The sequence below is a fragment of the Gordonia sp. UCD-TK1 genome (genome assembly GCF_001691435.1).
Lineage (GTDB): Bacteria > Actinomycetota > Actinomycetes > Mycobacteriales > Mycobacteriaceae > Gordonia > Gordonia hongkongensis.
The window spans coordinates 33,536-54,016 of record NZ_LZMP01000001.1 but is presented as its reverse complement, the minus strand read 5'-3'; the positions used below and the strand labels follow the sequence as shown (position 1 = coordinate 54,016).

At 70.0% G+C, this 20,481-nt stretch carries 16 protein-coding genes; 7 read left to right on the top strand and 9 right to left on the bottom strand.

Going from position 1 to position 20,481, the window contains the following annotated elements; all coding sequences use genetic code 11:
* The first annotated feature begins 6 nt into the window (after positions 1-6).
* Positions 7-918, top strand: coding sequence for a diaminopimelate epimerase (gene dapF / locus A9310_RS00230; protein WP_065628917.1), 912 nt, complete (start codon positions 7-9; stop codon positions 916-918).
* 52 nt (positions 919-970) lie between these two features.
* Positions 971-2,413, top strand: a complete 1,443-nt coding sequence (gene hflX / locus A9310_RS00225) for a GTPase HflX (RefSeq protein ID WP_065628916.1) — start codon at positions 971-973, stop codon at positions 2,411-2,413.
* 40 nt (positions 2,414-2,453) lie between these two features.
* Here the strand turns inward: hflX and A9310_RS00220 are convergent, their stop codons facing one another.
* The 4 genes from A9310_RS00220 to A9310_RS00205 form a co-directional block, all read right to left on the bottom strand.
* A complete protein-coding gene (locus A9310_RS00220; RefSeq protein WP_058250193.1) occupies positions 2,454-2,714 on the bottom strand; it encodes an HPr family phosphocarrier protein in 261 nt (86 codons plus the stop codon).
* Between the two features lie 98 nt (positions 2,715-2,812).
* A complete protein-coding gene (locus tag A9310_RS00215) occupies positions 2,813-4,951 on the bottom strand; it encodes a fructose-specific PTS transporter subunit EIIC (protein ID WP_065628915.1) in 2,139 nt (712 codons plus the stop codon).
* Between the two features lie 116 nt (positions 4,952-5,067).
* Positions 5,068-6,033, bottom strand: a complete 966-nt coding sequence (locus A9310_RS00210) for a 1-phosphofructokinase family hexose kinase (protein WP_065628914.1) — start codon at positions 6,031-6,033, stop codon at positions 5,068-5,070.
* Positions 6,030-6,800, bottom strand: a complete 771-nt coding sequence (locus tag A9310_RS00205; protein ID WP_058250196.1) for a DeoR/GlpR family DNA-binding transcription regulator — start codon at positions 6,798-6,800, stop codon at positions 6,030-6,032. The genes A9310_RS00210 and A9310_RS00205 overlap by 4 nt, the downstream gene beginning before the upstream one ends.
* Before the next feature lie 149 nt (positions 6,801-6,949).
* On the opposite strand from A9310_RS00205, the gene A9310_RS00200 reads away from it, so the two are divergent.
* Positions 6,950-8,659: a phosphoenolpyruvate--protein phosphotransferase gene (locus A9310_RS00200; protein WP_065628913.1), complete on the top strand. Its 1,710-nt coding sequence runs from the start codon at positions 6,950-6,952 to the stop codon at positions 8,657-8,659.
* Here the strand turns inward: A9310_RS00200 and lexA are convergent.
* A complete protein-coding gene (gene lexA / locus A9310_RS00195) occupies positions 8,637-9,341 on the bottom strand; it encodes a transcriptional repressor LexA (protein ID WP_058250198.1) in 705 nt (234 codons plus the stop codon). The genes A9310_RS00200 and lexA overlap by 23 nt on opposite strands.
* A gap of 224 nt (positions 9,342-9,565) precedes the next feature.
* Here lexA and A9310_RS00190 point away from each other — a divergent pair, with 224 nt between their 5' ends.
* Entirely contained in the window at positions 9,566-10,105 is a 540-nt protein-coding gene (locus tag A9310_RS00190; protein WP_065628912.1) for a LysM peptidoglycan-binding domain-containing protein, read from the top strand.
* 99 nt (positions 10,106-10,204) lie between these two features.
* The gene (gene nrdR, locus A9310_RS00185; protein WP_058250310.1) at positions 10,205-10,705 is read left to right on the top strand and encodes a transcriptional regulator NrdR; all 501 of its coding nucleotides are present in this window, start codon (positions 10,205-10,207) and stop codon (positions 10,703-10,705) included.
* On the opposite strand, the gene hrpA is transcribed toward nrdR, so the two are convergent.
* Positions 10,679-14,665 (bottom strand): ATP-dependent RNA helicase HrpA, encoded by a 3,987-nt coding sequence (gene hrpA, locus A9310_RS00180; RefSeq protein WP_065629070.1) that lies wholly within the window; start codon positions 14,663-14,665, stop codon positions 10,679-10,681. The genes nrdR and hrpA overlap by 27 nt on opposite strands.
* Before the next feature lie 82 nt (positions 14,666-14,747).
* On the opposite strand from hrpA, the gene A9310_RS00175 reads away from it, so the two are divergent.
* A complete protein-coding gene (locus A9310_RS00175) occupies positions 14,748-15,998 on the top strand; it encodes an aspartate aminotransferase family protein (protein ID WP_065628911.1) in 1,251 nt (416 codons plus the stop codon).
* A 166-nt stretch (positions 15,999-16,164) separates the two neighbouring features.
* Here the strand turns inward: A9310_RS00175 and A9310_RS00170 are convergent, their stop codons facing one another.
* Positions 16,165-16,698 carry an alkyl hydroperoxide reductase gene (locus tag A9310_RS00170; RefSeq protein WP_065628910.1) on the bottom strand — a complete coding sequence of 178 codons (534 nt, stop codon included), beginning with the start codon at positions 16,696-16,698 and terminating at the stop codon, positions 16,165-16,167.
* 11 nt (positions 16,699-16,709) lie between these two features.
* Entirely contained in the window at positions 16,710-17,297 is a 588-nt protein-coding gene (locus A9310_RS00165) for a peroxiredoxin (RefSeq protein WP_058250204.1), read from the bottom strand.
* A gap of 125 nt (positions 17,298-17,422) precedes the next feature.
* Here A9310_RS00165 and A9310_RS00160 point away from each other — a divergent pair, with 125 nt between their 5' ends.
* Entirely contained in the window at positions 17,423-18,355 is a 933-nt protein-coding gene (locus A9310_RS00160) for a hydrogen peroxide-inducible genes activator (protein WP_065628909.1), read from the top strand.
* Here A9310_RS00160 and A9310_RS00155 read toward each other — a convergent pair.
* Positions 18,352-20,475, bottom strand: a complete 2,124-nt coding sequence (locus tag A9310_RS00155) for an RNA helicase (RefSeq protein ID WP_175401043.1) — start codon at positions 20,473-20,475, stop codon at positions 18,352-18,354. The genes A9310_RS00160 and A9310_RS00155 overlap by 4 nt on opposite strands.
* Between the last annotated feature and the right edge of the window lie 6 nt (positions 20,476-20,481).

The window sequence follows — 20,481 nt, the reverse complement described above, 5'->3', positions numbered from 1 at the left end:
TGATCCGTGACTTCCGCCCCGCAGAGCAGTGCGAGCGACGGCCTGCACTTCGTCAAGGGTCATGGCACCCAGAACGACTTCGTGGTCCTCGCCGACCCCGACGCCGAGATCGCGCTCGACGCCGCGACGGTCGCGGCGCTGTGCGACCGGCAACGGGGGATCGGCGCCGACGGATTGCTGCGCGTCGCCCGCTCGGGTGCCCTCGTCTCGGCCGGTGTCCTCGACGCCCTGCCCGACGGGGTGTCGGCCGACGACTGGTTCATGGACTACCGCAACGGCGACGGTTCGGTCGCGGAGATGTGCGGCAACGGGGTACGCGTCTTCGCCCACTACGTCCGGGATTCGGGACTCGTCGACACCGACACGTTCTCCGTCGGTTCCCGCGCGGGTGCCCGCGGCGTCACCATCCACTCCTTCGACGCCGTGCACGCCGAGGTCACGGTGGAGATGGGTCCGGCGCGGCTCGACGGGTCGTCGGTGGTCCGCATCGGTGACGACATCTACCCCGGTGCGATGGTCGACGTGGGAAACCCCCACCTGGCGTGCGTCGTCGCGGACATGACCGCGGCCGACCTCGACGCGGTCGACTTCTCCGCCGGCGTGATCATCGAGGCCGCCGACTTCCCGCACGGCGCGAACGTCGAGCTGCTGACCCCACCCGTGGAAGGCCCCGACGGCGGCCTGACCGCGCGGATGCGGGTGTTCGAGCGGGGCGTCGGGGAGACGCGCAGCTGCGGAACCGGCCTGGTCGCGGCGGCGCGCGCCGCTCTCGACGCCCGCGGCGCGGACACCGGCGAGCTGCGCATCGGCATCCCCGGCGGTGAGGTCACCGTGACGATCCGTCCCGACGGCTCGACCCTGCGCGGGCCGTCGATGCTGGTCGCCGACGGGGTGCTGCGGCCCGGCTGGGAGCGCTGAGCTCGATATTCGCGTGCTCGGCCCGGGCCGGTCGTGAGACCATGGTTCCCGTATGACCGAATCAGAAGCACAGATCATGTCCGCGGCCGATCTCGGGATCCGCGACACCGCGGATCCCACCACCGGCGAACTCCAACTGTCCGAGCGCGCCTCACTGCAGCGCATCGTGGGACTCTCCACCGAACTCACCGACGTCACCGAGGTCGAGTACCGGCAGCTACGACTCGAACGCGTGGTCCTGGTCGGCGTGTGGACCGAGGGCAGCGCGGCTGCCGCGAAGGCCAACATGACCGAGCTGGCCGCCCTCGCCGAGACGGCCGGTTCACAGATCCTGGACGCGGTGATCCAGCGTCGCTCCAAACCCGATCCCGCCACCTACATCGGCAGTGGCAAGGCCGAGGAATTGCGCGAGATCGTCCTCGCGACCGGCGCCGACACCGTCGTGTGCGACGGTGAGCTCACCCCCGCCCAGCTCAATGCGCTGGAGAAGGTGGTGAAGGTGAAGGTCATCGACCGCACCGCGCTGATCCTCGACATCTTCGCCCAGCACGCGACCTCGCGGGAGGGCAAGGCGCAGGTGTCCCTCGCCCAGATGGAGTACATGCTCCCGCGTCTGCGCGGTTGGGGTGAATCGATGTCCCGTCAGGCCGGTGGCCGGGCGGGCAGCAACGGCGGTGTGGGCCTGCGCGGTCCCGGTGAGACCAAGATCGAGACCGACCGTCGCCGCATTCGGGAGCGGATGGCCAAGCTGCGGCGCGAGATCCGTGGCATGAAGAAGGCGCGGAACACCAAACGTGCTGCGCGCAAGAGCGGTTCGATCCCGACGATCACCGTCGCCGGCTACACCAACGCGGGCAAGTCCAGCCTGGTCAACGCGATGACCGGCGCCGGTGTCCTCGTGCAGGACGCGTTGTTCGCGACCCTGGATCCCACCACGAGACGGGCGACGCTCGACGACGGCCGCGCGGTCGTCTTCACCGACACGGTCGGGTTCGTCCGGCATCTGCCGACCCAACTCGTCGAGGCGTTCCGCTCGACGCTCGAGGAGGTCGTCGACGCCGATCTGCTGCTGCACGTCGTGGACGGTGCGGACGCCTTCCCGATGGAACAGATCTCGGCCGTCCGTCAGGTCATCAACGAGATCGTCGCCGAAGAGGGCGTCACCGCGCCGCCGGAGTTGTTGGTCATCAACAAGATCGACGCCATCGACGGCAACCGACTCACCGAGTTGCGCGGCGCGCTCGGTCCGGATGCGGTGTTCATCTCCGCCCGGACCGGCGAGGGACTGCCCGAACTCTTCGGGCGGGTGCGCGAGTTCGTCGGCCGCGAGGACGTCGAGATGACCATCGAGGTGCCGTTCGACCGGGGTGATGTCGTGTCTCGCGTCCACAGCGAGGGCGAGGTCATCTCGTCGGAGCACACCGAGACCGGTACCACGATGAAGGTCCGCGTCCCGGCCGCTTTCGCGGGCGAGATCGCGGACCTCCGGATCTGAGCGCCACGCCGGCTGTACGGACCCAGTCGGCTGTACGGACCTAGTCGGCGTCGAGATCCTTCTCGACGAGACCGACGATGGTGTCGAGCGCAGCCTGGTCGTCGGCCGTCACGACCACGCGGGTGCCCTTCTCGGCCCCGAGCGTCATGATCATCAGCGCCGACCCCGCGTCCACCGGGTCACCGCCCTCGAGGCCCAGCGTCACCGGGCTGCCGGTCTCGGCGACCGCCTCGGCGATGATCGTGGCGGGGCGGGCGTGCAGTCCGACTGCGGAGCCGACGGTGGCGGTGGTGCTGGGCATGGGAACTCCTTCGAGTGTTGTCGTGTGTTCTGTGGTGGTTGTCGGGCGATTCGGTGCCGGGGAGCGCCCCGGATGTCAGGTGGTCGTGTGATCGGGTGTCAGACGGCGACCGCCTCGAGCTCGTCGAAGGCGACGGCGTCGCGACTGCGGTGCACCTGCTTGGCCGCGACCACCAGGACGGCGGACAGCACCGTACCGGCGACCAGCGCGACGAGGAACAGGACCCAGTTGTTCATGGCGAAGAAGACGAAGATGCCGCCGTGCGGGGCGCGCAGTTCGACACCGAAGGCCATGATCAGCGCACCGCTCAGGGCACCACCGGCCATCATCGACGGGATGACCCGGAAGGGGTCGACCGCGGCGAACGGGATGGCACCTTCGGAGATGAACGACGCGCCGAGGAGCCATGCGGCCTTGCCGTTCTCGCGCTCCGGTTCGGTGAACAGGCCCGGTCGGACGACGGTGGCGAGAGCCAGGGCGAGCGGGGGCACCATGCCGGCACACATGACCGCCGCCATGATCTGGAACTGCGCGGGTCCGGCAGTCGCCGCGTCGGCGATCCCGGCGGTGGCGAACAGGTACGCGCTCTTGTTGACCGGTCCGCCGAGGTCGAAGCACATCATCAGGCCGAGCACGATGCCGAGGGCGATGGCCGATCCGCCGGACATGCTCTCGAGGCCGCTGTTCATCTGCTCGGTCAGCCAGGCTAGCGGTTTGCCGAGGACCATGTAGAGCAGTCCGCCGACGATCATGCTGCCGAACAGCGGGATGACCACGACCGGCATGAGACCACGAGCCCACTGGGGCACCGGGGTCCGCGCGATCCACAGGCACACCACGCCGGCGATGAGACCGCCGATCAGTGCGCCGATGAAGCTGGCGCCCACGGCGAGCGAGACGATGCCGGCCACGAAACCGGGTGCGATACCGGGGCGGTCGGCGATCGCGAACGAGATGTAGCCCGCGAGGACCGGTACGGCCAAGCCCATCACGCCCGAGCCGATCGCGAAGCTCACCGCGCCCAGGTACTGCAACAACCCGCCCGCCGGCAGATCCCAGAGGCTGTTGTTCAGGGCGATGAACGCGCCGTCGCTGAGGGTGCCGCCGTCGTCGAGGTTCGTGTTGGCGACTTCGTAGCCGGCGAGCAGGAAGCCGAGCGCGATGAGCAGTCCGCCCGCCGCGACGAACGGGATCATGTAGCTCACACCGGTCATGAGTGCCTGGCGGGTACGGCCGGCGAGACCGATGCCCGACTTCGACGAGTCGGCCGCGTCCGCGTCCGCGCCGTCGCCGGTGACGCGCGCCGCGTTCGGGTCGCGCCCCGCCGCGACCGCCTCGGCGATCATGGCGTCGGGTTCGTTGATGGCGCGCTTCACCCCGGATGCGATGACGGGTTTGCCGCGGAACCGGTTGCGGTCCTTGACCCCGACGTCCGTGGCGAAGATGACGGCGTCGGCCGACGCGATCACATCCGGATCGAAGGCCGTGGTCGCCGAGGACCCCTGGGTCTCCACCGCGAACTCGACGCCGGCCCGCTCGGCGGCGTACTTCAGGGCGTCGGCCGCCATGTAGGTGTGGGCGATGCCGGTCGGGCATGCGGTGATCGCGACGATGCGCGGCGTGGCCGGTCCCGGGTCCGGGGTCCGGTCCGAGTCCGGGCGGGCCGGCGCACCTTCGGGTTCCGTGGTCGACGTCGCTGGTGCTGCCGCGGCGGCCGGGGCAGTGGTCGACGGGGCAGTGGTCGACGGGGTGGCGGTCGGCGCGGTGGCGGGGGCCGGGGGTGCGGGGTCGATGGCCTCGTTGACCAATTCGATGACCCGCTCCTCGTTCTCGGCCGCGCGGAGCGAGGCCACGAAGTCGGGCCGGACGAGTGAGCGGGCCAGCGAGCTGAGGAGCTTCATGTGCGCACTGGCACCCCCCTCGGGCGCGGCGATGAGGAAGACCAGGTCGGCCGGCCCGTCCGGTGCGCCGAAGTCGACCTTGCGGGACAGCCGCGCCATGGCGAGACTGGCCGCGGTCACCGACGCGGTACGGGCGTGCGGGATGGCGATGCCGCCGGGAAGTCCGGTGGCGGACTTGGCTTCTCGGTCCAGTGCGGCCCGCGCGAGGTCGGCGGGATCGGTGGTCCGGCCGGCCGCGGCGAGGGCGTCGGCGAGCGTGGTGATGACGGCGGCGGGATCGCCGCCGGCGTCGACGTCGAGACTCACCGTCTGCGCGGTGATGATCTGCTCGGTCATGGGATGTCCTTCGGTGGAAAGAGTGGGGTCGGTGCTGGGTGGGTCGATGGTGGATGGAGTCGGTGCTGGATGGGTGCGGTGTTGGATGGATGTGGAGACTCGCCGGGACGGTGCCGTCAGGTCATGCGCGCGGCTCCCGACAGTTCGGTCACCCGCACGCCGGGGAGGTCGAGGTGGTCGGGCGTGGGGGCCTGGGTGCCGGCGAGCGATGCGGCCGCCGCGCCGTACGCCACGGCCGACCGGAGGCAGTCGGCGGGCGCGGCCCCGGTGCTCTGCGCGATGAGGTAGCCGGCCAGTGACGAGTCGCCGGCGCCGACGGTGCTGCGCGGGACGATCGGCGGCGGGGTCGCCGACCACACGCCGGATGCGGTGACCAACACGGCCCCGACGGCGCCGAGGGTGGCGAGGACGTTGCCCCCGATCTGTTCGGCGATGGTCGCAGCGGCGTCGATGACCGGTCCGAGATCGTTGCGCGCGAGTGCTTCTCGGAGCTGTCCGGGGTCGGCGCCGGTCAGTTCGGCGAGCTCGTCCTCGTTGGGCTTGATCAGGTCGACGCGACCGGTGACGCTGGCACGGAGGGGAGCGCCCGAGGTGTCCACCGCGACCCGGCAGCCGGCGAGGACGAGGTCGTCGGCGATCGAGCGGTACCAGTCGTCGGGGACGCCGGGAGGCAGCGACCCGCAGAGGGTGACCCACTGCGCGGAGCCGGCGTGCTCACGGATCAGCCCGACGAGCGCCTCGCGGTCCGGGCCCGTCAAGGTGACGCCCGGTGCGTTGATCTTGGTGGTCGTCCCGTCGGATTCGGCGATGGTGATGTTGGACCGGACCTCGCCGTCGACCGGCACGGCGTCGTAGGGGAGTGCGAGGTCGTCGAGTGCGGCCCGCAGCGGGTCGCCCGGCCGCGCCGGGAGCAGTGCGCGGGTGGCCAGGCCCGCGGCCGCGACGACCCGGGCCACGTTGACGCCCTTGCCGCCCGGCTCGGTGCGGACCACGCCGGCGCGCTGCACCTCGCCGCGGGCGAGCGGTGCGCCGAGTTCGAGGGTGCGGTCGAGACTCGGGTTGGCGGTGACGGTGACGATCATGCGATCACGACCTCGACGCCACGCGCGGACAGGGCCGCCGAATAGGCCGGGTCGATCCCGGAGTCGGTGATGAGGACGTCGACGTCGTCGAGTCCGGCGAAGGAGGTGAGGTCCTCGCGGTCCATCTTCGAGCTGTCGGCAAGGACCACGACCCGTTGCGCGGCTGCGACCATCGCCGCCTTGACCGCGGCCTCGTCGGGGTCGGGTGTCGACAACCCGTGGGCCTCGCTCAGGCCGTTCGTCCCGATGAAGGCGGTGGTCACGCGCAGTCGGCGAAGCGCGTCCACGGTGTCGACGCCCACGGTCGCCTGGGTGAGACCGCGTACGCGTCCGCCGAGGGCATGGAGACCGTCGGGATGGGTTCCCGCGAGCAGGCCGGCGATGGGCAGGCTGTTGGTGAACAGGGTGAGCCTCCGATCGGGAGCGGTCGCCTCGGCCGCGCGGTAGGTGGTGGTGCCGGCGTCGAAGAGCACCGAGCCGCCGTCGGGCGGCAGGAACCGGATGGCCGCCCGGCCGATCGCGGTCTTCTGCTCGATCTGGCTCGACTCCCGTTCGTCGATCCCGAGCTCGCCGAGGGTGCGCATGATCTCGGCGCGCACGGCGCCGCCGTGGACCCGCTGGAGATGTCCGGCGCGTTCCAGTACCGCGAGATCGCGTCGGACGGTCTCGCTGGTGACGTCGAATTTCTCGGCGAGCGCGGCCACGGATGCCCGCCCCGCGAGTCGCACCTCGTCGACGATCGCCTGTTGTCTCTCCTCGGCGTACACACCGCTCCGATCTCCGGTTTCGACCAACCCGCTTGTTGAGGCGTGTGGGATTGGATGTTGTAGTAATTGTGTTTACGCCTGTTTGTGTTGACAAGTCAAGCACTTTTTGTAACGGTGGTCACATCGGTAGTCGAGTGAGAGGCAAGACGATGGCGCAGATCCTGACGGGAACCCCGGTGGTCGGCGGGTTGGCCCACGGTCCCGCGCTGTGGCCGGGCGAGCGACCCGACCACTCGCCGGAGAAGCTCGGCGTCGGTGTGGAGATCGCCGAGGAACGGCGCGCCGACGAGGTCACGCGCTTCGCCACCGCGGCCGGCGCCGTCGCCGCGCGGCTGCGCACGCGCGCGTCGCAGAACACCGGGGTGACGGCCGAGGTGCTCGCCGCGACGGCGGGCCTGGCCGAGGACCGCGGCTGGATCGGTGCCGCGACCGCGCTCATCGGCAAGGGCGCCCCCGCCGAGGCCGMTGCCGTCGCGGCCACCGAACAGTTCGCGGCGGTGTTCACCAAGCTCGGCGGACTGATGGCCGAGCGGGTCACCGATCTCAACGACGTGCGCGACCGGGTCCTCGCCGAACTGCTCGGCCTACCCGAACCCGGTGTGCCCACTCCGGAGGTGCCGTCGGTCCTGCTCGCCGACGACCTCGCGCCCGCCGACACCGCGGGCCTCGACCCCACGAGCACCATCGCCCTCGTCACCCGCCTCGGCGGACCGACCAGCCACACCGCGATCATCGCGCGCCAGCTGGGGATCCCGTGCGTGGTGGCGGTGGCCGACCTGGACGAGATCGAGCCCGGCACAACCGTTCTCGTCGACGGCAGCACCGGGCGGATCGAGGTGGAGCCCGATGCGGAGGCGGCCCGGGCTCGCGTCGACGAGGATCGGCGGCATGCCGCACTCGTCGCCGGCTGGACCGGTCCGGGGCAGACCGCCGACGGGGTCGCCGTGGCGGTGCTCGCCAACGTCGCCGACGGATCGTCGGCACGCGCCGCGGCCGGGTACCCCGTCGAGGGCGTCGGGCTCTTCCGCACCGAACTCGCGTTCCTCGAGCGTGCCGACGAACCGTCGGTGGACGAGCAGGCCGCGATCTACCGGGAGGTGCTCGATGCGTTCGACGGGCAGAAGGTGGTCATCCGCACCCTCGACGCCGGGTCCGACAAACCGCTCCGGTTCGTGACCCATCCCGACGAATCGAACCCAGCGCTCGGCGTGCGGGGCGATCGGATCGCGCTGGCGCACCCCGAGATCCGCGCGCATCAGCTCGACGCGATCGCGCAGGCCGCGTCGGGGTCGGCCGTCGCGCCGTGGGTCATGGCGCCGATGATCGCCTCGCCGGCGGAGGCGCGCACCTTCGCCGCCGAGGTCCGCGGCCGTGGTCTGGTCGCCGGGGTGATGATCGAGGTGCCCGCGGCGGCGATCCTGGCCGAAGCCGTCCTCGCCGAGGTGGACTTCGTGTCCATCGGCACCAACGATCTGACCCAGTACACGATGGCGGCCGACCGGATGTCGGCCGATCTCGCCGGACTGACCGACCCGTGGCAACCGGCCGTGTTGAGCCTCATCGCGGGTGTCGCGGCAGCGGGTGCACGTCAGGGAAAGCCGGTCGGGGTGTGCGGCGAGGCCGCCGCCGATCCGAACCTCGCCTGCGTGCTCGTCGGTCTCGGGGTCACCTCGCTGTCCAGCGCGCCGGCTGCTGCGGCGGCCGTGGGGGCCCGGCTCGGCGAGGTGTCCGCACCGGACTGCCGGGCCGCCGCCGAGGCTGCCCTGTCCACCTCGGATCCCGCCGCGGCGCGCGAGGCGGCCGCGGCGGTGCTCGACGGTTCGGTCGGTGGAGAGGTCAGACTCGCCGCATCACGGTGACGACCTTGCCGAGGATGACGGCATCGTTGCCCGGGATCGGATCGAACAGTTCGTTGTGCGGCATGAGCCAGACGTTCGGGCCCTGACGCTTGAAGGTCTTCACGGTGGCCTCGCCGTCGATCATGGCCGCGACGATGTCGCCGTTGTCGGCGACGTTCTGCTGCCGGACCACGACCCAGTCGCCGTCGCAGATCGCGGCGTCGATCATCGACTCGCCGACGACGCGCAACAGGAAGAGCGATCCCTCGCCGACGAGCTCACGGGGCAGTGGGAAGACGTCCTCGACGGCCTCCTCGGCCAGGATCGGACCGCCGGCCGCGATACGGCCGAGAACCGGCACGAAGGTCGGCTCGGGAAGCTGGCCGGCCGTCGGGGTGTCCGGCGACGGGGTGTCACTCGGGGCGATGTTGACCGCACGGGGACGGTTCGCGTCGCGCTTGAGCAGCCCCTTGCGTTCCAGCGTCCGCAACTGATGGGCCACCGATGACGTCGAGGCCAGGCCGACCTCGTCGCCGATCTCCCGGATGCTCGGCGGATAACCGCGCTCGCGCACCGAGCGGCGGATCACCTCCAGGACCCCGGCCTGTCGCGGGGTGAGTGAGGCCTCGGCGGCGGCGGCGTCGAACGGGGCCTCGTCGTCGGCGCCCCGCGCTCGGCCGCGCCTATCGCCGGTGTCACTCATGTTCGGTTCCTCTCGTCTTCGGAACGTGCTGGTAGATGGCTTGCGCCGGGTCCGAGCCTAGCGGAGTGCGACCGGCACCTCAAACATTTGTTCGATGTGTCGCGAGACTTTGTCGGGACGTCGTGCTACAAATTCGAACATCAGTGCATCGAACATCTGATCGATGTTCGAACACCGACCACCACACCCGCACGATCCCAGACACCCGAACACCGGAGGGCACCATGCGCACCGCCACTCTCGTCGCTCCCGTCCGCACCGACCGTCCCGACGCCGTCCGGCCGCGCACCGACCGCGCCGATCGCGTCCGGACCCGCGCCCCGCTGTCCGACGGCGGCCGACCGGTCGACAACCGGCCGGCCGGCACCCGGCCGCGGGGGGCATCGCCGGTGACCCCGCGGGTGGGCGGTACCCACTGTGGCTCTCCGGTCGGGGTCCGGGGACGTGGCCCGGTCGGGCCCGACGCGGCGGTGTTCCGTCGCCGCCGCCGCACCGCGGTCGCGCTCCTCGCCGGTGTCGGGCTGGCGTTCGTCGTGTGGGTGTTCGGTGTCGTCGGCCAGAATTACTCGGACTCGCTGACACCGTCCGCCGTGAGTTCCGAGGTCGTCCATGTGCGCTCGGGGGACTCGCTCAGCTCGATCGCCGGCCGGGTGGCACCCGAGATGCCGCGCGAGGTCGTGATCGACGAGATCGTCGCGATGAACGATCTGGGGTCGAGCGCGCTGCAGGTGGGCCAGCCCCTGCTCACCCCCCGGTACCGCTGAGGCCGGGCGGTATCCTCGATGTCACAGGGGCCGGCCGACAAGCGGCGGGGCGCACGCTTCGGGTGCGTTCCAGCGTCCCGCGACCTGCGTGAGGACACGATGCGCTGCCCCTTCTGCAAGAACGACGACACCAAGGTCATCGACTCGCGTGTCGCAGATGAAGGGCAGGCCATCCGCCGCCGTCGCTCCTGTGTGGAGTGCGGTCGCCGGTTCTCGACCGTGGAGAGCGCCGTGCTCGCGGTGGTCAAACGCAACGGCGTGACCGAGCCGTTCAGCCGGGAGAAGGTCATGCGTGGCGTGCGGCGAGCCTGTCAGGGCCGCCACGTCGCCGAGGACGCGCTCGCGCAGCTCGCCCAGCAGGTCGAGGACACGGTGCGCGCCAGTGGATCGGCCGAGATCCCCAGCAACGAGGTCGGACTCGCCATCCTGGGCCCGCTCCGCGATCTCGACGAGGTGGCGTATCTGCGCTTCGCCTCGGTGTACCGGTCGTTCGACTCGGTGGAGGACTTCCAGCGCGAGATCGACGACCTGAAGGCGGCATCGGGATCCGGGAGCGCGCTCGCCGAACCCGTGTCAGCCGAGTCGGTCCAGAGCTCGTAGGACCCGTTTCTCCGACACCGGGAACGCGGTGCCGAGACGCTGGGCGAACAGCCCCACGCGCAACTCCTCGACGAGCCACTGCGCTTCGTCGTCGACCACCGCCCGCCGGTGCTCGGGTACCTGTTCGAGGCGTTGGGCCCACCGTTCGACGACGCGATCGACGGCGGCCACCCCGGCCTGGTCGCGTGCTGCGGACGCGGGTAGTGCCTCCAGACGTGCTTGCGCGCCGTCGAGATAGCGCGGCAGATTCTCCAGGTGGCGTCGCGCGGTAGCCGCCACGAATCCGTCGAACACGAGGTGGGCGACCTGTTCGGCGACGTCGTCGGCAGCCAGCGAACCGGCGTGCCGGTCGATCGCCGCCCGCAGCGGGGACATCCGTTCGAGGGCTGCGACGGCCAGCGAGAAGTAGTCCGGTGCGGCCGCGGCGACCCGTGGCCGGATCCGTTCGAGCAGCGCCGAGAAGGATTGTGGTGAGCGAACCGCGGCGAGCTCTGCGTCGTCGATGTCGGCGACCGTGTCCCGAATGGCCCGTCGGGTGCAGTCGGCGAGCAGTGCCTCGGTGGTCGAGTACGGGCTCTGGCTCAGGGCGAGTCGTTCGACCGGACTCAGCGAGCCGGCGATCCGCTTGTGCAGCGGAGGTATCGCGAGGTCGAGGAGGGCGACGATCCCGCGTCGCAGGAGGCGGTCCCGTGTCTCCGGGCTAGCCGCATCGACGACGACAACGCCGCGCGCGTGGCCCTTCGCGTCGGAGACCACGTCGATCGTCGGGTACCGGGTCAGCCGCTGCCCCGCGACATCGACCGTCGTCTGCTCGGCGAGCGAGCCGATCCCATCGGCGGTCCAGGTCTTATACAGGTTGCGCGACACCGTCTTCGGCGCCGCGGGCGTTCCGGTCTGCTGGAGTTCGGGCAACGAGTCGGCGCGGGCGACGATCCGTCCGGAGTCGTCGGCCACCGCGAAATGCATGCGCAGGTGCGGCGGTACCCGGTCGGTGTCGAAATCGCCCGCGGTCACCCGCATCCCGGTGATCGCCGAGAGCTCGCGGGCCAGCCCGGTGGTGAGCGGCTCCTTGCGCGGGGTGAGCCGGCCGAGCGCGAGTTCGGCGAATCGCTGCGCGGGCGACATGCTCTTGCGGAGCTGTTTCGGCAGCGACTTGACCAGTGCGGTGGCCAGTTCGGCGCGCATGCCCGGGACCGACCAGTCGAAGCCGGCCGGTCGGACATGGGGGAGCAGTGCCTGCGGGATCACGACGGTGACGCCGTCGTCGGGTGCGCCCGGTTCGAACCGGTAGCGCAGTTCGAGTCGGGTGTCGCCCTGCTGCCAGGCGCCGGGATAGTCCGTGGGGGCGACGTCGGTGCCTCCCGTGACGTCCTCGGGGCGCAGATCCAGCAGATCCGGTTCGGCCCGGCGGGCCTTCTTCCACCAGGTGTCGAAGTGCCGGGCCGAGGTGACGTCGGACGGTAGCCGCTGGTCGTAGAACTCGAAGAGCTGGTCCTCGGTGATCACGAGACCCCGGGTGCGCGTGCGGTTCTCGACGTCCGAGGCGGCCTCGAGAAGCGTGCGATTGCGGTCGAAGAAGGCGTGCTGCGTCCGCCAATCGCCCTCGACGAGAGCGTGCCGGATGAACAGCTCCCGGGAGACCACCGGGTCGATGGGGCCGTAGTCGACGCGCCGGCGGGCGACGAGCGGGACCCCGTAGAGGGTCACGCGTTCGTAGGCCATCGCCGCTCCGCGTTTCGCCGACCAATGCGGCTCGCTGTGGGTGCGCTTCACGAGATCCCCGGCGAGTTTCTCGGCCCACAGCGGATCGATCCCGGCGACGGTGTGGGCGAACAGGCGCGACGTCTCGAGGACCTCGGCCGCCATGATGAAGGCGGGCGGCTTCTTGGCGAGCGGAGAAGCGGGGAAGATCATCAGCGTGGTGTTGCGCGCACCGGTGAACTCGCGGCCCTCGGTGTTGCGGGCGGCGATGTTGCTGAGCAACCCGGACAGGATGGATCGGTGGACGGCGTCGGCGTCGAGTTCGGTGGGCGCGACCGACCAGTCGAGGTTCTTGACGATCTCGGTCAGCTGCCGGTGGAGGTCCTGCCACTCCCGGATGCGCAGGAAGTGGAGGTACTCGCGCTCACACATGCGCCGAAAGCGGCTGCCGGACAACTCCTTGCGCTGTTCGCCGAGGTACCGCCACAGCTCCACGTAGGACAGGAAGTCCGACTGCGGGACGACGAAGCGCCGGTGCTGGGCGTCGGCGGCCTCCCGGTGCTCGGCCGGCCGTTCCCGTGGATCGGGGAGCGACATCGCGGCGGCGATCACGAGAAGGTGGTCGAGACAACCCAGTTCGTGTCCGGCGATGAGCATCCGGGCGACCCGGGGATCGACCGGGATCCGCGACATCGACCGGCCGATCGGGGTCAGTCGCGGGGGCCCGCCCTCGCGCGGGACGGTGATGGCGCCGAGTTCGGTGAGAACACCCATACCGTCGCGGATCGCGCGGTCGTCGGGCGGCTGGACGAACGGGAACTCGGCGATCTCACCCAGTTTCAGCGAGGTCATCTGGAGGATGACCGCCGCGAGGTTGGTGCGCAGGATCTCCGGGTCGGTGAAGGCCGGCCGGGAGTCGAAGTCGTTCTCGCTGTAGAGACGGATGCAGACGCCCGGGGCGACACGACCGCATCGACCGGCCCGCTGCCGGGCACTGGCCTGTGAGACCGGTTCGATGGGAAGACGATTGACCTTGGTCCTGGTCGAGTACCGACTGATACGGGCGGTGCCGGTGTCGATGACGTAGCGGATGCCGGGCACGGTCACCGACGTTTCGGCGACGTTGGTCGCCAGCACGATCCGGCGTCCGTCGGAGGGGGAGAACACCTTCTGCTGCTCGGCGATCGAAAGTCGCGCATAGAGCGGCACGATCTCGGCACCGGGACCCTTGCTGCCGCCGGTTCGTCGACGGAGCGCCTCGGCGGTCTCTCGGATGTCCCGTTCGGTGGGCAGGAACACGAGGATGTCGCCGCGGCCACCGGCCCACAGTTCGTCGACGGCGGCGTCGATGCCCTGGATCTGGTCGAGATCCGCATGTTCGCCGCCGCCGGCGTCGTCCCCGTCGTCGGGGCGTTCCTGCAGGCTCAGCGGTCGATACCGGATCTCGACCGGATAGGTGCGTCCGGATACCTCGATGACCGGGACCGAGGTCTTCGGCGTGCTGAAATGCCGTGCGAAGCGCGCCGGTTCGATCGTCGCCGAGGTGATGATCACCTTCAGATCGGGGCGTCGGGGCAGCAGGCGGCGCAGATAGCCGAGGATGAAATCGATGTTGAGGCTGCGCTCGTGGGCCTCGTCGATGATGAGGGTGTCGTAGCGGCGCAGCATGGGGTCGGTGGCGATCTCGCGGAGCAGGATGCCGTCGGTCATGACCCGGACGAGGGTGTCGGCGCCCGACCGGTCGGTGAACCGGACGGAGTAGCCCACCGCGTCGCCGAGTTCGGTGTCGGTCTCGTCGGCGATGCGCTTGGCGACCGAGCTCGCGGCGATGCGCCGGGGCTGGGTGTGCCCGATCGACCCGCGGATGCCACGCCCGAGTTCGAGGCAGATCTTGGGGAGCTGGGTGGTCTTGCCCGAGCCGGTCTCGCCCGCGACGACCACGACCTGGTGGTTGCGGATCGCCTCGGCGATCTCGTCGCGTGCGGCGGAGACCGGTAGTTCGTCGGGGAAGCGCATAATCGGCACGGTCGCGCGCCGCCGGTCGAGACGGGCGCGTGCCTTGTCGACATCGGCGACCAACTGTCGCCACTTCGCGGCATCCGGGCGCGCGGCGAGCCGATCGATGCGACGACGCAACCGGTCGGCGTCGACGAGGCCCACGTCGTCGAGTGCGCGGAGCAGATCCGAGCGGGGGATGTCCGATGCAGCGGTGTCCGGTGGAGACGGGGACGGGTCAGGTGACGAGGACGGGGCCGACATGATCACTCCAGGATATGGGGAAGCGCCGAGGCCGGTTCACCCCAGTGGCCGCGTGGGCCGCGTGGACCGGCATCATGGGGCCATGGCTGATGGTTCGAGCACTGGTACTGGATCGTTGTGGCACGGTTTCGCCGACATGGGTGCGGTGACCGCGAGCGGGCCGTTCGTCGTGACCAGGGGAGAGGGTGCGCGGATCTTCGACCGCGACGGCAACTCCTACCTGGATGCGACCGCCGGACTGTGGTTCACCAACGTCGGGCACGGCCGGACCGAGATCGCCGATGCCGTCGCGCGCCAGCTCGGCACCCTCGCGCACTACTCCAACTTCGGTGACTTCGCGAGCGACGTCACCCTGCAGCTCGCCGAGGAGCTCGGCGCCATCGCGCCGGTACCCGGATCGAAGATCTTCTTCACCTCCGGCGGCAGCGACTCCATCGACACCGCGGTCAAACTCGCCCGCCGCTACTGGGTGGAGCAGGGCCGCGAATCCAAGCGGGTCGTCGTCAGCCGCACCAAGGCCTATCACGGGATGCATGCCGCGGGTACCTCGCTGGCGGGCATCCCGCTCAACCACGACGGCTACGGCGAACTCATGCACGACGTCCAGAACGTCGAATGGGACGACGCGAAGAGCCTGCTCGGTCTCATCGAGCGCGTGGGCGCCGACAACATCGCCGCGTTCTTCTGCGAGCCCATCATCGGGGCCGGCGGCATCTATCTCCCGCCGGAGGGCTACCTCGCCGAGGTGCGGGACATCTGCCGCGACCACGACATCCTCTTCGTCGTCGACGAGGTCGTCACCGGCTTCGGCCGCATCGGCGGCGAATCCTGGTTCGCCTCCGCACGATTCGGCCTCGAACCGGACATGATCACCACTGCCAAGGGGCTCACCTCGGGGTATGTCCCGATGGGCGCGGTGTTCATCGCACCGCGGATCGCCGAGCCGTTCTTCGCCGGTGGCGTCTGGTGGCGGCACGGGTACACCTACGGCGGCCACGCGGGCGCGGCGGCGGCGGCCCTCGCGAACCTCGAGATCATCCGGCGAGAGAACCTGCTCGCCGAGGCGACACGGCTCGAGGGCGACCTCGCCGCCGCGCTGTCGCCGCTCGCCGACCTCGACACGGTCGCCGAGGTCCGGACCGGACTCGGCGCGGTCACCGCGGTACAGCTGGCTGACCCCGCGACGGCCCCGGCGACGGTGGTCAAGCTGCGCGAACACGGGGTGAGCACCCGCGCCGCAGGTCAAGGGGCGCTGCAGATCTCGCCCGCGTTCGTGATGACGACCGCCGAGGTCGGCGAACTCGCCGACCGGATGCGCGCGGCGCTGAGCTGACCCTGGGGCGCCCGTTCGTGCTGCTCCCTGAGGAGCGCCTGGAGCTTGCGGAGGGCGCGTCTCGTTCTGCTCCCTGAGGAGCGCATGGAGCTTGCGGAGGGCGCGTCACGAAGGGGCCCGGCTGCGTAGCGCAGCCGGGCCCCGTCGTCGTCTCACATGCGACGGATCAGGCGTTGGCGAGCACCTCGGTGGTCGCGATTGCCTGGGCGACACCGCTGACGATCGACGCGACCTTGAGCGCCTCGAGGATCGCCTCACGGTCGACGCCGGCCTCGCGCAGGGTGTTCTCGTGCGCGGCGACGCAATGACCGCAGCCATTGATCGAGGACACCGCGAACGACCACAGCTCGAAAGCGGCCTTGTCGACGCCGGGGTTGCCGATGATGTTCATCCGCAGGCCCGGACGCAGGTCGTCGTACTTGCCGTCGAGGAAGCCGCGACCCCGGTAGAACACGTTGTTCATACCCATGATCGACGCGGCGCCGAGCGCGGCGTTGTAGGCCTCGGCGGACAGTGTGTCGGCGGCCTCGTCGGCGATCTCGCTGAGCACCTTCGCATTTCGCGTGGCGGCAGCGGTCGACAGCAGGGTGCCCCACAGCTGCTCCTCGGTCAGCGCGGTGGTGCGGCTGATCGAACCCAGGTTGAGCTTGAGGTCCTTGGCGTACTCGGGAAGTGCTTCCTTCAGATTGTCGATGCTCATCTGCTCTCCTCTCAGACGCCGGCCGTCATGAGCTCGCCGGCGTCGATCGTCGGGTCACCCTTCTTCCAGTTGCAGGCGCACAGTTCGTCGGACTGCAGTGCGTCGAGGACGCGCAGGACCTCGTCGACGTTGCGGCCCACGGAGCCCGCGGTGACCGACACGAACTGGATCTCGTTGTTCGGGTCGATGATGAAGGTGGCGCGGTCGGCGACGCCGTCCGCATTGAGAACGCCTGCCGCGGTGGCGAGTTCGCGCTTGAGGTCGCTCAGCATCGGGAACGGGAGGGTCTTGAGGTCCTCGTGCTGTGCGCGCCACTGAAAGTGGACGAACTCGTTGTCCACCGAGGCGCCGAGCACCTGGGTGTCGCGGTCGGCGAACTCGTCGTTCAGCTTGCCGAACGCGGCGATCTCGGTCGGGCAGACGAAGGTGAAGTCCTTCGGCCAGAAGAACACGACGCGCCACTGACCGGGGTGATCGTCGGACGACACGGTGGTGAAGTAGTCGTCGGGCTGCTGGGCATTGACCTTGCTGAGGTCGCCACCGATGACGGCGGTGAGGTTGTAGGCAGGGAACTGGTCACCGATGGTGAGCAGGGCCATGTATCGCTCCTTCAGCTGGTGAATGTACGGAATCTGCGCGCGAATGAGTTTCGCGACGTACGGGTACCATCGTGCCGGATTCCGGTCGAAAACGAAACGTGATTACTAGCACTACACTGATAAGCATGTCCGATAGAACTTATCAGCCGACCGTGGCCGGGTTGCGTGCCTTCGTCGCACTCGCGCATCGACGCCACTTCGGCACTGCGGCAGCCGATCTCGGTGTCAGTCAACCGTCGCTGTCGCAGGCGTTGTCGGCGTTGGAGTCCGGTCTCGGTGTGACCCTCGTCGAACGCACCACGCGGCGTGTCCTGTTGACCGCCGAGGGAGACGAACTCCTCCCGCGAGCGATCGCGGTGACCGAGGCCATGGACGAGTTCACCTCGGCGGCCGCCGGAACGGGCCGTCCGCTCAGCGGGCCGCTGCGGCTGGGGGTCATCCCGACGGTGGCGCCCTACGTCCTGCCGACGCTGCTGCGCGGACTCGGGCGACGGCTCCCGGACCTCGTACCCCGGGTGGTGGAGGAACAGACCGCCCGCCTCATCGAACAACTGCGCACCGGCACGCTCGACGTCGCGCTGCTCGCTCTCCCCGTCGACATGCCCGGCATCGTCGAAGTTCCCATCTATCGTGAGGATTTCGTTCTCGCACTCCCGTCCGGTCACGCGCTGGCCGGACGCCGCCGCGTCGATCCCACGGCGCTCGCCGACCTGCCGCTCCTCCTCCTCGACGAGGGGCACTGTCTGCGCGATCAGGCGCTCGAGGTGTGCCGGCTCGCGGGCGTGCGGCCCGATCTGGGTCAGACCCGGGCCGCCTCGCTGACCACCGCGGTGCACTGCGTCGTCGGCGGTCTCGGCGTGACGCTCATCCCGCAGACGGCGGTGGCCTCCGAGACGGCGTCGGGTGATCTGGCCACCGCGACCTTCGCGGCCCCGCGGCCGGGGCGGCGGATCGGCCTGGTCTTCCGGGCGTCCGCGCGCCACGACGAGGCCTACCGCGAACTGGGCTCTCTCATCGGCGATCTCGTCGGCGCGACCGGTGCCGTGACCGCGCTCTAGACCGTGCCGCCGGCCATCTCGGCCGCGGCCGCCTGTGCGGCGAGAGCCTCCCACTCGTCGACGAGACTCGAGTCGACCTCACGGACCATGGTGCCCAGCTCCTCGACGATCCGCTCGATCTCGGGGGTCACGACGCTCGTCGGAACGCCTTGCCGGAGAACGCGATAGCAGTCCGACAGATAGCGCAGCAGCACGCCCTCGCTGCGCGCCAGCCCGTACGCGGAGATCAGCTCGGTGAAGGTCATGGCCTTCTCCAGCATCTCGCGGAGCACCGACTTCGGCGCCGGCGGGAACGACGACACCCACGGGTGCCCGCGACGATAGATGTCGAACGCGGCGAAGATCTCCTCGGCCAGCGGCTGCGGCCAGGTGATCTCCTCCAGGCGCGACATCCGCTCCTCGTACTCGATGCCGTCGGCCTTCATCTCCGCGATCGCGGCGTCGCGCGCGACCTTGCGCTGGGCCAGCAGCAGGGGTCGCGGGTTCTCCAGGGTCGATTCGAGGATGGAGACCACATCGAGTGCGTGAGTGGACGACTCGGGGTCGAGGATCTCGAACGTCGCCAGCGCGAAGGCGGACAGCGGGTTGGTCAACGCGAAGTTCTCCGGCATGTCCACGCTCAGGGCGATGTGCCGGCCGGTGTCGTCGGGTTCGGCGAGTTGCACGACGATGCCCGCGTCCCGGAGCCCCCGGTAGAGCTCGATCGTGTGCTTGATGGTGCGCAGCTGGCGGTCGCGCGGTTCGTGATTGTCCTCGAGAAGGTGGCGGACCGCGGCGAAACAGTCGCCCGGTCGGCCGAGGACCTCGAGGAGCATGGCCGTCGTCATCTGGAAGTGGCTGCGCAGGGGCTCGTCGGGCGCGTCGACGAGCTGAAGGAAGGTCTTTTCCCCCCACGAGACGAAACCCTCGGGTGGCTTCTTGCGCACCAGCTTTCGGAGCTTCTTGGCATCGTCGCCGGCCTTGGCCACCGCACGGGCGTTCTCCACGTCGTGGTCGGGGGCCTGTGCGACGACATAGCCGATCGTGTCGAAACCGGCCCGCCCGGCCCGGCCGGCGATCTGATGGAATTCGCGTGCCCGCAGGCGGCGGACCCGCCGTCCGTCGTATTTGCTCAGGGCCGCGAACAGGACCGTGCGGATCGGCACGTTGATGCCGACGCCGAGGGTGTCGGTGCCGGCGATCACCTTCAGCAGCCCTTGCTGCGCAAGACGTTCGACCAGACGGCGGTAACGGGGGAGCATCCCGGCGTGGTGGACGCCGATACCGGCGCGCAGCAGTTTGGACAGTGTGTTGCCGAAGCCGGTGGAGAACCGGAAGTCACCGATCGCCTCGGCGATCGCCGCCTTCTCCCCCTTGTCGCAGATCCGGACGCTGAGCAGCGCCTGCGCGCGCTCCACCGCGGCGGCCTGGGTGAAGTGCACCACGTAGATCGGCGCCCGCCCCCGGTCGACGAGCTCCTCGATCGTCTCGTGGATCGGGGTCATCGCGTAGGCATGGTCCAAGGGGACCGGACGCTCGGCGCCGGTGATCTCGATCGTCTCGCGTCCGGTGCGCCGGGTCAGGTCGTCGACGAAGAACGACACGTCGCCGAGCGTCGCCGACATCAGCAGGAACTGCGTCGACGGCAGTTCGATGAGCGGGACCTGCCAGGCCCAACCGCGGTCGGGTTCGCCGTAGTAGTGGAACTCGTCGGCGACGAGGGTGCCGATGTCGCTCGCGCCGCCGGCGGCGAGGGCGAGGTTGGCGACGATCTCGGCGGTCGCACACACGATGGGCGCGTCGGCGTTGACCGCGRCGTCGCCGGTCAGCAGTCCGACCTGGTCGGCGCCGAACATGGCGCACAGCTCGAAGAACTTCTCGCTGACGAGCGCCTTGATGGGTGCGGTATAGAACGCACGCTCGCCGCGGCAGCGCGCGAAGTACAGCGCGCCCGCCGCGACGAGTGATTTGCCCGAGCCGGTCGGCGTCGCCAGGATCACGTGGCTGCCGGCGAGGAGCTCGAGAAGCGACTCCTCCTGATGCGGGTAGAGGTCGAGGCCGCGTCCCGTCCACCACTCGGTGTAGCGCTCGAGCGCGGTGTCCTCGTCGTCGGTGGGGACCAGGACGTGCGGCGCGGGTATCGGTGC